12 protein-coding genes are annotated in these 14165 nt (G+C 69.9%); all 12 read left to right on the forward strand.

Going from position 1 to position 14165, the window contains the following annotated elements:
• The first annotated feature begins 6 nt into the window (after nucleotides 1-6).
• Nucleotides 7-756: a respiratory nitrate reductase subunit gamma gene (gene narI / locus AS181_RS12970; protein ID WP_058251983.1), complete on the forward strand. Its 750-nt coding sequence runs from the start codon at nucleotides 7-9 to the stop codon at nucleotides 754-756.
• Complete coding sequence (locus tag AS181_RS12975; protein WP_058251984.1) at nucleotides 753-1958, forward strand: nitrate/nitrite transporter; 1206 nt, start codon at nucleotides 753-755, stop codon at nucleotides 1956-1958. Before narI ends, AS181_RS12975 begins: the two co-directional genes overlap by 4 nt.
• Nucleotides 1959-2043: 85 nt before the next feature.
• Nucleotides 2044-2655, forward strand: a complete 612-nt coding sequence (locus tag AS181_RS12980; protein ID WP_058251985.1) for a DUF4262 domain-containing protein — start codon at nucleotides 2044-2046, stop codon at nucleotides 2653-2655.
• A 138-nt stretch (nucleotides 2656-2793) separates the two neighbouring features.
• Nucleotides 2794-4194, forward strand: coding sequence for an O-antigen ligase family protein (locus tag AS181_RS12985; protein ID WP_058251986.1), 1401 nt, complete (start codon nucleotides 2794-2796; stop codon nucleotides 4192-4194).
• 32 nt (nucleotides 4195-4226) lie between these two features.
• On the forward strand, nucleotides 4227-5183 hold the full coding sequence (locus AS181_RS12990; protein WP_082652938.1) for a glycosyltransferase family 4 protein: 957 nt from the start codon (nucleotides 4227-4229) through the stop codon (nucleotides 5181-5183).
• Entirely contained in the window at nucleotides 5173-6795 is a 1623-nt protein-coding gene (locus tag AS181_RS12995) for a flippase (protein ID WP_058252029.1), read from the forward strand. The genes AS181_RS12990 and AS181_RS12995 overlap by 11 nt, the downstream gene beginning before the upstream one ends.
• Nucleotides 6792-7889 carry a glycosyltransferase family 4 protein gene (locus AS181_RS13000; protein ID WP_058251988.1) on the forward strand — a complete coding sequence of 366 codons (1098 nt, stop codon included), beginning with the start codon at nucleotides 6792-6794 and terminating at the stop codon, nucleotides 7887-7889. The genes AS181_RS12995 and AS181_RS13000 overlap by 4 nt, the downstream gene beginning before the upstream one ends.
• A gap of 62 nt (nucleotides 7890-7951) precedes the next feature.
• Entirely contained in the window at nucleotides 7952-9043 is a 1092-nt protein-coding gene (locus AS181_RS13005) for a cellulase family glycosylhydrolase (protein WP_058251989.1), read from the forward strand.
• A gap of 144 nt (nucleotides 9044-9187) precedes the next feature.
• Nucleotides 9188-10579, forward strand: coding sequence for a hypothetical protein (locus tag AS181_RS13010; protein ID WP_058251990.1), 1392 nt, complete (start codon nucleotides 9188-9190; stop codon nucleotides 10577-10579).
• Nucleotides 10569-11675 (forward strand): glycosyltransferase, encoded by a 1107-nt coding sequence (locus AS181_RS13015; RefSeq protein ID WP_058251991.1) that lies wholly within the window; start codon nucleotides 10569-10571, stop codon nucleotides 11673-11675. Before AS181_RS13010 ends, AS181_RS13015 begins: the two co-directional genes overlap by 11 nt.
• The gene (locus AS181_RS13020) at nucleotides 11662-12933 is read left to right on the forward strand and encodes a hypothetical protein (RefSeq protein ID WP_058251992.1); all 1272 of its coding nucleotides are present in this window, start codon (nucleotides 11662-11664) and stop codon (nucleotides 12931-12933) included. Before AS181_RS13015 ends, AS181_RS13020 begins: the two co-directional genes overlap by 14 nt.
• Nucleotides 12934-12971: 38 nt before the next feature.
• Nucleotides 12972-14147: a lipase family protein gene (locus tag AS181_RS13025; RefSeq protein ID WP_231742422.1), complete on the forward strand. Its 1176-nt coding sequence runs from the start codon at nucleotides 12972-12974 to the stop codon at nucleotides 14145-14147.
• Nucleotides 14148-14165 lie beyond the last annotated feature (18 nt).

Raw genomic sequence — 14165 nt, forward strand, 5'->3', positions numbered from 1 at the left:
TGACCCGTGGACATCTTCCTGTGGGGCGTGGTGCCCTACGCGACGCTAGGACTGCTCATCGGTGGAACCATCTGGCGCTATCGCTACGACAAGTTCGGGTGGACGACGCGGTCATCGGAGCTCTACGAGTCCCGCCTCCTGCGGATAGCGTCGCCGCTCTTCCACTACGGCGTGCTCGTGGTGATCATCGGCCACGCGATCGGATTGCTGATCCCGGAGTCGTGGACGGAGGCCATCGGCGTCTCGGAGACGCTGTACCACTGGGGTGCCGGGGGTTTCGGGATCCTGGCGGCCGTCGCCACCCTCGTCGGGGTCGCGATGCTGGTGTACCGCAGGCGGACCGTCGGCCCGGTGTTCATGGCCACCACGCGTAACGACAAGGCGATGTACCTGGTGCTGGTCACGGCGCTGGTGGCAGGCACCTACATCACGCTGATCGGCACGCTCGACCCGCACGCGCCCGGCGTGAACTACCGCGAGACCGTCTCGCCCTGGTTCCGTTCACTGTTCGTGTTGCAACCAGACGTCACGGCGATGGCGGCGGCGCCCTTGCGTTTCCACGTGCACATCCTGATCGGGATGCTCCTCTTCGCGATGGTCCCCTTCACCCGGCTGGTGCACATCTTCACCGCGCCGGTGCACTACCTCTTCCGTCCCTACATCGTGTACCGAAGCCGCGACCGACGTGTCGCGCCGGGTAACCAGCCCCATCGGCCGGGGTGGGCGCCCGTCGGAGTGAAGGATCGTGATCGATGAGCACCGACACCACGACGCCCGCCATCAGCTCGCGTGCGCAGACCACGAACCTCGCTCTCGCGACACTCGCGTTCACGATCAGCTTCTGGGCCTGGAACCTCATCGGTCCGCTCGGGGTCGTCTACACCGACCAACTCGACCTGAGCGCCACCCAGAAGTCGATCCTCGTCGCCATCCCGATCCTGGTCGGCTCGCTCGGGCGAATCCTGACCGGCGCACTGACCGACCGCTTCGGCGGCCGCCTCATGTTCACCGTTCTGCTGGTCGCCACCATTCCGTTCGTCCTCCTGGTCGCCGCCGCCGGACATTTCGACAGCTACGCGTTGCTGCTCGTCGCCGGCTTCTTCCTCGGCGTCGGCGGGACGACGTTCGCCGTGGGCATCCCCTTCGTGAACGCCTGGTACGACAAGTCCCGGCGCGGGTTCGCGACCGGCGTCTTCGGAGCCGGGATGGGCGGGACGGCGTTGTCGGCCTTCTTCACCCCCCGGTTCGTGTCGTGGTTCGGATACATCGCGACGCACATCATCGCCGTCGCGCTCGCGGTGGTCGCCGTGGTCTGTTGGTTGTTCATGCGCGACTCACCCAGGTGGGCCGCGTCCCACGACTCGGTGGTCCCCAAACTGATCGGTGCGGCCAAACTGCCGATCACCTGGCAGCTCGGTTTTCTCTACGCTGCGGCGTTCGGCGGCTTCGTCGCCTTCAGCACCTACCTGCCGACCTACCTCAAGGACGTCTACGACTTCGACCTCCAGGCGGCCGGCACGCGCACCGCCGGTTTCGCGATCGCGGCCGTCATCGCCCGGCCCGTCGGCGGTGTCCTGTCCGATCGCTTCGGACCGCGCATCATCACCGTGATCTCCTGTGGCGGTGCCGCCGTGCTCGCCGTGTGGATGATCACCAAGCCGCCCCTCGAGATACCCGCCGGTCTCGACTTCGTCCTGATGGCGGTCTGCATGGGACTCGGTTCGGGGTCGGTCTTCAGCTGGGTCGCGCAGGCCGCGCCCGCCGAGCGGGTCGGTTCGGTCACCGGGATCGTGGGTGCCCTCGGCGGGCTCGGCGGCTTCTTCCCGCCCATGGTCATGGGGGCCACCTACGACGCGACCACCCACAGCTACACGATCGGGCTCGCGCTGCTGGTCGTCTTCGCCACGTGCGCGGCCCTGTTCACCGTGTTCGGCATCCGACGCACGGCGAACACCTGACGCCCGCCTCCCCGGCTGCGGCGTCGGGAGAATTGTCGGGGCCTCGTGTTCTGATGTTCGCACCCGTCGAACAAAGGAGCGATCCATGTCAGACCACGCTGCCGCGATCCGAGGTCTGCCCCGGTGGCATCCCAATCCGCTCATCCGTTCCACCATCGAGACCATCCGGCGCTGCGGCTGGCAGGTGACCTCGGTCGGCGAGGCGGACGCCGAGTTCGACGCACCGCCTGCAGGTGCTCGAACCGAGTGCGGGTTCTCCTACACCTCCGGACTCTCGCTGCACTCGATCCCGGAGCTCTCGATCTACGGCGTCGATCCCCTGACCGCGACGCACGTGCTGAACGAACTGGGCGCCCTGCTCCACCAGGAGGACTGGCGTGATCTCGTCGCCGCGCAGTCCGACATCCCGTTGCAGACGGTCGCCGTGACCGTCCGACTCATCGAGCAACTCGACCACGACGAGCTGCTCCTGGCGAACCTGTTGTTCCCCGACCACCCGAAACTGCAGGTGGTCTGGCCCGACGACCACGGCCACCTTCCGTGGGAAGACGGCTACACCCTGCTCCCGATGCACCAGCCGGTGAAGGGGATGCCGCAACTCCTGGATCCCCCGCGCCCGCAACCACGCCTTCTCACAACCGAATCCGGGCCCGACCGAACCCGCCCGCGACGGGCACGTCGCATCTCGGGTCACTGACCTGCGGCCGGCGGCCTCCCGGCGTGTCCGGGGCGACATGTGTCCGTGTTGCCCCGGACAAACGGAGCCCGGAGATGCCACCATGGTTGGTCTGGGGGCTCGAACAGACCACGGGGGCAGGTGGAAAGGCAGGTCGGCGTGGCGCACCTCCCGGTCGTGGTCGCTGCACTCGTCGCCCTCGTCCTCGCGGTCGCCTTGGTCGCCGTCATCTACCGGCGTCCGCAACGCGGTCTCCTGGTCTTGGCCGCGCTCACCCCCCTCGACGGTCTCCTCGACATCGCCCCGTTGCCCGGCGTCGCCTCGGCGTGGAAGGAGGGCGTCCTCGCGCTGACGCTGATCTGCGCGGCCAATCGCCGGGTCCGGCCCGCCGACCGGACGGACCCGCCGTTGCAGCTGCCGTGGTGGCCGGCCGCGGCCGTGCTGGTCGCGTTCGGGGTCGTGTCGGCGCTCTATGTCTACGGCCCCATCGGGCTGTACGGCGTCAAGGTCACCTTCTTCTACCTCTTCGTGGTCCTCGTGCTCTGGCTGACGCCGTTCGACGCGCTCGACCGCGACCGACTGGTCTCGATCATCATGGCGCTCGGGGTGCTCACCACCCTCGTGGGCATCGGCCAGCAGCTCCTGGGTCCGGCGCGGCTGGTCGAACTCGGCTACACCTTCGGCGAGCAGGTGCGGACGAGCGGTCCGCTGTTCCGGACGTTCAGCACGTTCAATCAGCCCTTCGGTTTCGGACTCTTCGTCATGCTGGCCCTGCTCGTCGGCGGAGCAGTGGCGCTGTCGGACACCGCCCGCCGGCGCAACCGGTTGTTCCTCGTCTGCTGGCCGGTCATGGCGATCACGATGGCCACGTCGGTGGTGCGGGCGGCGATCCTCGGCCTCATCGTCGGTGTGATCTGGCTTGCGGCCCTTCGCTTCCGCCGCCTCATCGCCCCGCTGCTCGCACTCGCGGTCGTCGCCGTCATCTCGCTGCCGTTCCTGCCGTCGAACATCACCAAGGTGTTCTTCTCGTCGAGCAGCCTGAGTCAGCGCGGCTCCGGGTGGGGTGAGATCTTCGCGAGCATCTGGGTGCACCCGCTCGGGACCGGCCTGGCGTCGAGCGGATCGGCGGCCGACGCGATGTCGGCGGCCCAGGGCGACACGACGCGGACGATCACCGCCGGCGCCGGCGGTACCGTGCAGCAGTTGTCGAAGAACTACCAGCCGGACAACTACTACGTGAAGCTGCTCATCGAACTCGGGCCGATCGGGTTGTGGTTGTTCCTGGCCCTGATCGTGACCGCGATCATCTGGTGCGTGCAGTACTCGCGCCGGATGCCCGACCCGGATGGAGCCCTCGTCCTGGGTGTCAGTGCGTCGATGATCGCGGCGATGGTGGCCTGCCTGGTCGCCACCTACTTCGAGATCTTCCCGCTCGACTTCTACTTCTGGTTACTGTTGGGAGCTGCTGGATGCGCGACGGCACAACACGAATCACGTACGGTGCGCTTGCACTTCGTCCCGGAGGAAGCGGAGTCCAGACCTACATCCGCGAACTCCTGAGGGCACTGCCCGGCCACGTCGACGGCACCGCCCTGTCCGCAGTCGTGCAGACCGACGCGGTCGGCGAACTGCCCCCGGCGATCACCCCGGTGGAGCGTCCCGTCGCCGACGGTGTCCGACGGGCGGTGTTCGGCGTACTCCCCACCCGCTCGGGCGGCGTGTTCCACGGTCTCGACGTCGACCTGCCGGTCGCCGGTCCCGCCACCACGGTCGCGACCGTGCACGACCTGTCGGTGCTCGACATGCCGTCCGCGTCGAGCCGGTTTCGCGCCGCGGGCGAATCCGTACTCGTCCGCACGACCCTCCGTCGGGCCGACGTGCTGATCGCCGTCTCCGAGTTCACCGCCGAACGGATCCGCGAGACCTGCGGACGGGATGCCCACGTCACCGAACTCGCGCCCGCCGACTGGGCCCGCCCACCCGCGCCGGCCGATGTCGAACGGGTTCGGGCGAAATACGATCTGCCAGAACGCTTCGTGATGCAGATCGGCACCGTCGAACCCCGCAAGAACGTCGAACTCGTCGCGGCGGTCGCCCGGCGCCTCGACATTCCGTGCGTGCTCGGCGGCGCGGGTTCGACGGGCCCGGATGCCCCGTCGTCGGCGGTCGGGCTCGGTTACGTCGATGTCGGGGATCTGCCGGCGCTCTACGCCGCGGCGACCGTGACCGCCTACGCCTCGTTCTACGAGGGTTACGGCCTTCCGCCCGTCGAGGCGATGGCCTGTGGCGGTGCCGTCGTCGCGAGCGCGGTGGGCGCGCTTCCCCATGTCGTGGGTGACGGCGCGACACTGGTGCAGGGCCACGACGAGGACGACTGGGTCCGTGCCCTGGAACCCCTCGTGCGCGACGACTCGGCGCGCACCGAACTCGTCGCCGCCGGCACCGCGGTGGCGTCAGCCCTCAGCTGGGACACCACGGCCCGCCGGACGGTCGAGGCCTACCGGGCCGGCGGCATCGACATACCCGGTGCGGGGCGCCATGAGCCCTGACGTCACCGGCCCGCTGCCGTCCGATGCGCTGGTCGACCAGCAGGCCGAAGCCGAGCTGCTGGCCCGCGCGACCGGCGCCGGGAGCGTAGCGAGCGGGCCGAACACCACCGGCGCCGGGAGCGCAGCGAGCGGGCCGACGACTGCGCCGGCCGCCGAGCCCAGCGCGCACCCCGCCTCGGATGCGCGGGCCGCCACCCGTGCCACCATCGCGATGCTGACCAGTCGCGTGGTCATCGCCGCCCTCGGCTGGGCCGGGAGCGTCCTCATCGCGCGCACCCTGTCCCCGGAGGACTGGGGCACCTACTCCTTCGTGTTCGCGCTGCTCGGTCTGACCGCGATCTTCACCGACCTCGGGGTCGGCCGGGCGGTGATGGCCCGGCTCATCTCCGACGACCCCGACGATGTCGCGAAGACGTCCTCGGCGTTCATCGCCCTGAGGGTGGTGCTCGGCCTTCTCGGCTACCTGATCGCCGTCGCCTACGTGATCGTGCTGCAGTATCCCGGCGACGTGATCCGCGCGACCGCGATCGCCGGACTCGTCGTCGTGTTCGCCACGCCCGCACAGGCACTCACGGTCATCTTCCAGAGCCGGCACCGCCTCCTGCTCACCGCGATCGCCGAGAGCCTGGGCCAGGTTCTGCAGCTGGCGCTGACCATCGCCGCCGTGCTCGTAGCGCCGGCACTGCTGGTGTTCGTGCTCGCCCCGGTCGCGAACGAGATCCTGTCGCTGATCATCAAGGTCGTCGGGATCGCGCGCCGGTCGTCGGGACTGCGGCCGTCGCGGGTCGTCGAATGGTCGCGCTGGAAACCGATGCTCTCCGATGCCCTTCCGCTCGCACTGGGCCTCGCCCTGACCATCGCGCTGCAGAAGGTCGACGTCCTGCTGCTGAGTCTGCTCGATTCGCTCGACGCGGTCGGCATCTACAGCATCGGGTACAAGTTCTCCGACATCATGGACACCTTCATCCTGGCCGCGATCGGACCCGTCAGCACCCTGCTGGTCGCCGCCTGGCCCGGCCAGTCGGCGGTCCTGCGCCAGCGGTGCCGGAGTGCGGCGGTGGTGTTCGCCGCGGGCGGTGCCGTGGCCGTGGCCGCCTTCTGGCCGAGCGCCGGCCCGATCATCGGACTACTGTACGGCGACCGGTTCGTCGTCGGGGCCGACGCCGCGCGGTTGCTCGTTCTGGGCGCGGCGCTCACCGCCTTCATCGTGCTCGGCATCTTCCTGCTCGCGGCGACCGGTCGGGCGAATCGCTACCCGTGGATCGCGGTCGGCGGCCTGGCACTCAACGTGGTGCTCAACCTGATCCTGATCCCGCGGTACTCCTATGACGGGGCCGCCTTCTCCACCGTCATCACCTTCGCCCTCGCGGTGGTGGCACTGTGGGTCGTCATCGGTCGGACGCTGCCCATCACGGGTCTGCTCCCACTGGGCGCACTCACCACGTTGACCCTGTTGACGGTGGCGGCGTGCGCCATCGGGGTCTGGCTCGCGGATTCGATTCCCTGGCCGGTCGTCTCGGCCGGTACCGCACTGATCGTCGCCGGACCCGCGGTACTGCTCACCCGGGCGGTCACCACGCCGCCCGGACGACACACGAAGGTGGTCCGATGACCGATTCCGAGCACCCGTGCACGATCGTCTTCGTCGCGCACACCGGCCAGGTCTCCGGGGCGGAGAAGGTGATGCTCGATCTGATCGACGTCGCGCTCGAGCGCGGCCACCAGGTGCGGGTCGTCAGTCCCGACGGCCCCCTGGTGGGACGACTCCCGGTCCCGGTCGACCATGTGTCCATCCCGCCGCTCGGCCTGAGCGGCGAGCGCGGTGTGGCGCGCCTCGCGGGTGCCGGTCGCCTCCTGCTCGACTGGGTACGCGCTGGTCGCACCCTGCGCCGGGTGACACGTCGGTCCGACACCTCGACGATCGTCAACTCCTTGTTCGCACTCCCCGCCGCACGCGTCGCGCAACCGACGGGCCGCGTCTCCTGGCTCGTGCACGACACCCTGACGTCGGGGCGGCAGCGCGCCGTCATCCGCGTCAGCGCACCCGTGATCCGGCGCGCCGTGGCGGTGTCGGAGGCGACGTCGGTCCCCCTCGCGGACCTCGGTCTGCCGGTCGTCGTCGCCCACAACGGGGTCACCTGGCCGGTCCCCGCCCTGCCCACCGAACTCCACGACCCACCGGTCGTCGGGATGCTGGCTCTGCTCACCCCCTGGAAGGGGCACACCGTCGCGCTCGACGCGGTCGCCGGGTTGCCGGACGTCGAACTGGAGTTCGCCGGGGGCTCCTTCCCCGGGGACGCCGATCACGTTGCCGCACTGCATGCCCGGGCCGCCAGACCGGATCTCGCCGGACGCGTCCGGTTCCTCGGGCACACCGATCTCCGCGCCGCCCTGGAGCGGTGGGATGTCGTGCTCTCGGCGAGTGTGACGCCCGAGGCCGGACCGCTCTCGGTCCTCGAGGCGATGGCCTACGGCACACCGGTCATCGGCACGGATCACGGCGGCACCACCGAGTTCCTACGGGACGGCGCCGGAGTCCTCGTCCCGCCGTCGGATCCCGCCGCGCTGGCCGCGGCGATCAGCCGCGTCCTCGACGACGCCGACCTGCGCCGTTCGCTGACCGCGGAGGCGCGTCGTCGGATCGCGGACGGACACGACAAGTCGGCGACCCTACCGCGTATGCTCGACGAGTTGTTGTCCGGCTGAGGAGAAGTCCACCGCCGGCACCTGCCGCGCGCGATGCGCGTCTCGTCAGATAGGCACCATCCATGACACGGTCCCTGCACGGTCGGGCCACCCGGTCGGCACTCGCATACGTGTGCATCCTCGTCGCAACCCTCGCCGCGATCGTATGGGTCCGCAGCGACGCGCATTCGGCGCCGGCTGCGTGCTCACTCGCCAACGGCGAGAACAAGGTCGCGGCGTCGCCGGGTGCCTCGTTGCTCGGTGCGTCCGATGAGGACCTCAATCGGGAGCTGTCGGTCGCCCAGGACCTCGGTATGTGGGCGGTGCGACTCGACGTGGACTGGTCGGTCGTCGAACCCCGGCGCGGACAACGGAACTGGGCGCCCATCGACCGGGTGGTCAACGCCGTGGTCGCCCACGGGATGTGTCCGCTGGGGCTGGTGACCTACACACCGCTGTGGGCGGCACGCGCGTCCGACTTCCCGCGCAACAGCCACTACCGGCCCGCCGACCCCAACGTCTTCGCATCCTTTGCCGCGGCCGCGGCGCAACGGTACGCCGAATCGATCGCGGTCTGGGAGATCTGGAACGAGCCCAACCTGGCGAACTACTGGCTGCCGAGGGCGAACTCGGCCGAGTACGGCCGCCTGCTCGCTGCGTCCTACGCGGCCGTCAAACGCGCGGTCCCCGGCGTCGCGGTGATCTCCGGAGGGCTCGCACCCGGCACCGACAACGGCCGCGACATCGCACCGCTGACCTTCGTGCGCAATCTGTATCAGGGCGGATTCAACCGCTCGCTGGACGCACTCGGCGTGCATCCCTACACCTATCCGGCTCTGCCCAACGACCCCGCCGCGGCATCGTGGAGCACCGCGGCACGGATGTGGGACATGCGCGACGTGATGGTCGCCGCGGGCGACGGCGACAAGAAGATCTGGATGACCGAGTTCGGCGCACCGACCGGAACCGGCACGAACGCCGTCACCGAGGAGGTCCAGGCACAGAGCATCGCGATAGCCATCGGCGCCCAGAGCGACGCGCCCTGGCTCGGACCGCTGTTCGTGTACTCGCTGCGAGACGCCGGCACCGACCCGAACAATCTCGAGCACAACTTCGGCCTGGTGCGCCGCGACTGGTCACCGAAGCAGGCGTACTCGATGCTCGCCTCGCGGTGACCTCCGAAATCGTTTCTCGCACACGCCACGCCCGCCGGTGCCGACCACGATTGCCCGCTTCCTTCGTTATGGTGAACTGACAGCTGATCGACACTGCAATGTCCGGGGATGGTCGGGGGGCATCCGACACCACAGGAGTTAGGCGTGACCTCCAGCTTCGATGCCGCCGGGCGACGTGATGCGCCGCCCTCGGTCGACCTGTTCGGGCACTTCGGTGATCTCGTCCGTGTCGCCGTCCCCGCGATCCTGATCGGCATCCTCGTCGGCGCCTCGGTGCTCGCGCTGCGGACCGCATTGGTCCCGAAGGAGTACTCGGCCACGGTCGTCACCGAGATCACGCCGGCCGGCACGATCATTCCGGGCGACGCCTTCGTCGAACAGTTGCGTGCCCCGTTCGTGGCGCTGTCCACCGACGAGAACGTCCTCCAACAGGTGCTCACCCAGGTCGACACCGGATGGACGACAAGCGAGTTGAGCTCGCACGTCACCACGACTCCGGGAACGGCTCCCACACTGATGGACTTCACCGCCACGGCGCCGACGAGTACCCAGGCCGAAGACGTCGCCCGCGCGATGGTCACCGCCATCTCCGCCGCGTCGCTGTCCACCCATGCCCGCGACATCACCCGGCAGATCGATCAACTGCGTGCGCAGGTGACCGCCGAGCGCGTCCGCAACCGCGCACTGCCCGACCGCAGCGAGGCGAAGGTCGAATCCGATGCGACCCTCGCCGATCTCGACTCCCAGCTCACCCGGTTGCAGAACTCGTCGTCGGACACGCTCACCATCCTCGCGGCACCGTCGGCGAGCGAGGTGCCTGTCAGCCCCAAACCGGCCCAGGAGGGTGCGGTCGCCGGCATCGCCGCGACGATCATCGCGGCGGAGCTGCTCGCACTGCTCCGTGGGCGGGTCGGCCGGAAACCGAACCCGATCTGGGCCCGCCGCGCGGCGCACCGGTACGGCGCGGAGCTCACCTACGGACAGCGGGGCGAGCCGGCGCTGCCAGCGAATCTGCTGCCCGCGTTCGCGCAACGCCATCGCCGCGCCCAGGTCGCGCTGATCCTCACCGGCGACCACATCGACGCCGCTCGCGCGATCGACGACATCCGTCACCCGGAGGACGACGCGACCACCGGGCACCGTCTGCGCATCGTCCGGTTCCCTCTCACCGAGCCCTGGTGGCAGAGCGTCGATCCCGGGGACGTCGCGCTCGCGGCTGTGGTCGTCTCGTCTTCTGGACGTGATCGCAAGGCGGCCGACCGGGCGCTGTCCCAGCTCGCGACCATCGGGTCGACCCGTCATCTGATCGTGCAGCGCACGGGGAAGCAGCCTTCCGCGCCTGCCCTGTCCACCGCCGCGGACCCGGTCCCCGACAATCGTGCCGGGGGCGAAAGTGCCGGGGCCACAGCCGCATCGAGAGCCGAGGTTGCCACACCCATGACACCCCAGCCGCCGTCTGACGATCGACGAGGCGCGACACTCGATTCCGACCGGTTCCGCACCGCGCCGGGAGATGTGGGCAGCAATGCCCGGTGACCGCGTCGCCGTCGTCCACGAACGACTCACGGAGATCGCCGGGTCCGAGCACGTCGTCGAACAACTCGCCGCGACGTGGCCGACGGTCGAGGTACACGCGCCGATCTCACGGACCGAGGGGGTACCGGCCGGATTGGCCGCGCCGCCGATCACCTCGTCGCTCAATCGCGCCTACCGCCTGCTCGGCGAACGCAGCTACGCCCCGTTGCTCCCGCTGATGCCACTGGCGTTCCGGCGGATGCCGCTGCGGGATGCCGACGCGGTCGTCACCAGCCATCACGCCTTCGCCACCCAGGCGGTGCACGCGACCGACGCCCCGGTCATCGCCTACGTACACAGTCCGGCCCGCTGGGCATGGGATCCGTCGCTGCGCGCGGGCGAGGGCGGCGGGGCAGCCGGCGCCGCGATCCTGTCGGCGCTGTCGGTGGTCGCCCGGCGCTGCGAAGTCGGCGCCGCGCCCCGTCTGCACACCGTCGTCGCGAACTCCTCGGCCGTCGCCAAGCGCATCCGCGAGCACTGGGGACGTGAGTCGGTCGTCGTGCACCCGCCGGTGGACCTCGACGGCTTCACACCGGATCCCGCGGTGCCCCGTGAGGACTTCTACCTCCTCGCCGGACGACTCGTCCCCTACAAGCGACCCGACCTCGCGATCGCGGCGGCCGCCCGCGCCGACGTCCGGCTCGTGGTCGCGGGAGACGGACGGGCCATGCCGCAGTGTCGCGAGCTCGCCGGGCCGAAGACGACGTTCCTCGGCCGCGTCCCCCACGACACCCTGCTGAACCTGCATCGCAGCGCCCGCGCGGTCCTGATGCCCGGGATCGAGGACTTCGGCATCGTGCCCGTCGAGGCGATGGCCACCGGCACGCCCGTCATCGCGCTCGGTGAAGGCGGCGCCCTCGACACCGTCGTACCCGGATCGACCGGTCTGCTGATCGAACCGGGGACCGACGACGAGATCGTCGAGCGGCTGGCCGCGTCGTTGCGCGACTTCGCCGTCGACGACTACGACCGATCCGAGATCCGCGCCTGGGCCGAGCGCTTCCGGCGCGAACGGTTCCGCGACGAGATGCGCGAGGTCGTCGATGCCGCGCTCTGAGAACGCCGCGACAGCCGGGGCGCAGCGTGCCTCCGTCCTAGACCGCGCACTGGCCACGTCCCGCACGATCTCGGTGACCGGCCCGATGGCGCCGTTGGATCTCGAGGTCATCCGGACCCGGCTGACCCGGGCATGGACACCGACGTCGAGACTGAGTCTCGTCCCCGATCCGGCGTCGGCGAGCTGGGCCCACGACGTGGCGACCCTGCCGCGGGTCGTCGAGCGGCCCGACCTCGCCGACCTGCCGATCGGCGACATCATGACGCGCCTGCGGAACCGTCCCGAGCCGCTGCCCCGACTCGAGGTGCTCGTGTGTGGTCAGTGGCTGGTCATCGACCACACCCACGGCATGGGCGACGGCCGCCTCGGCATCGAGCAGATCGCCGGTCTGGCCAGCCACCACGAGTTCCCGATGACCGAGCGGTTCGAACGCTCGCTGCCGCCGGACGCCGCCTGGCAGGCGTTGCGTCGTCACGTCCTGCGACACCCCAGACGTCTGCGCGACATCATGCGCCTGCGCGCCGCGAACGTCTCGCCGCCGACCCACGGACCCACGCGCGTCATCGAGGACTGGCATGCCACCCGCTGCGCCGTCACCGCCGCGATGCGCCCGGGACAGACCGACGAACTCAAGCGTGCGATCGCCGACACCGGTGTCCGGATGTCCTCGGCGGCGGTGACCGTCGCGCTGTGGCGCGCCGCCCTGTCCGCGCAGGGCGTTCCCCTCGACGAGCGCACGCAGATCCTCTTCGACTGCCGCCGCTATCTCGACGCCGGGCACGCCGAGGACCATGGCAACTTCGCCGTGGGCATACCACTGCGCTTCCCACGCGACGCGACGCCGATGGAGATCGGGGACCGCATCCGTGCGGTCGCCGAATCCGGCTGGCCCGCGGCCGTTCTGGCCGCGGGAGAACTCCGGGCGCGCCTGCGTCGATCGTCACCCGAGGAGCCGCCCGTCCCGCGCCGGGTCGAGGTGCCCGACCGGTTACGACTGTCGGTCAGCGACCTCGGGCGGATCGGGATCTTCGGTGATCTGCCGTGGGATCTGGCGGCGGCCTCGCATCACCTGTTCGCCTATGTCGAGCCCGATGGCCCGGATGCGGCGAGCATGCTCGTCAGCGAGATCGACGGTTCGCGCAGTTTCACCGCGACATTCTGCAGCGATTTCGTCGGTCGCCCGGTCATCGAGGCGGCCCTCGACCACCTCTGCGAAGATCCGGTGTCCCTGCTGGATCGGCTGCTCACGCGCTCATGAGGACGGTGTCGCGGCGCGTCAGGCGCCCGCCTGCGACCGTGCTCGTGGCCGTCCTGCTCGTCACAGCACTGCTGACCGCCGCATGTTCGGCCTCCGCCGGCCCGGCGTCTGACGATGCATCGCAGAGCTTTTCGGCACCGCCGGGGGCGTCGGCCGGCGATCTGGTGGGATCACCCATACCGACCGACGCCTACATCTCCCTGCGGCGCATCGTCGACCGCACCGTGCGGTTCCGCTACCTGTCCACCGACCCGGTCAGCGGTGCGCTGGTTCCCGTCTCGGCCGCGGTGTTCGTGCCGCGCGGCCGGACACCGGCGGGCGGATGGCAGATCCTGGCGGTCGGACACCCGACGACCGGCATCGCGGGCAACTGCGCCCCGTCGCTGCACGGCAACCTGCTGGGCACCGTCGGGCTCATCGCGTCGCTGCTCGAGCAGGGATTCGTCGTCGTACAGACGGACTATCGAGGACTCGGCACACCAGGACCCCACCGTTATCTCGACCCGGCGCCCGCCGCGAACGACATCATCGACTCGGTGCGTGCGACGCGGATGATCGTCGACGGCACCAGCGATCAGTGGTGGGGCTTCGGGGTGTCGCAGGGCGGGCACGCGGTGTTCCACGCCAACGAGATCGCGCCGACCTACGGTCGCGGTCTGCGACTGCGCGGGACGGTGAGCATGAGTCCCGCGCTCGACGTCGCGCCGTTGGCCGACGCGATGGATGCCGGCACCCTCACCCCGGAGCAGATCGCGTTTCTCCCGCTGGTCCTGACGGGATTGAAGGCGATCCATCCCGAACTCGTCATCGACGACTACGTGCACGGACCGCTGCGTGAGGCGTTCGGCGTGTTCCTGGAGTGCAACGACGCCGCGATGGTGCAGAAGCAGGCCATCGTCGAGGAGGTGCGACCGGAGGACTATCGCCCGGTCGACGACGTGGCCACCGACCGACTCCGGACGTGGCTGCGCGAGGTGAGTCTGCCCCAGGGTCGGGCTTCGGCCCCGATGCTCGTCGCCTACAGCGACGCCGACGACGTCATCCCGGCCCCGTGGACGGCGGGAGCCATCGATCGGGGATGCCGGCTGGGCGATGCGATCACCGCGATCGAGGTCCGCGGTCAGCCGCACGGCATACTCGACATCGGCTCCGCGGCGACCGACTGGGTCCGGGCCGTGCGGTCAGGACAGCGTCCGCCGAACACCTGCGCGTGAGCTGTGTGCCGACCGGGT

Origin of the sequence: Gordonia sp. SGD-V-85 (assembly GCF_001456905.1) — a bacterium.
In the GTDB taxonomy this organism is placed as follows: domain Bacteria; phylum Actinomycetota; class Actinomycetes; order Mycobacteriales; family Mycobacteriaceae; genus Gordonia; species Gordonia hongkongensis.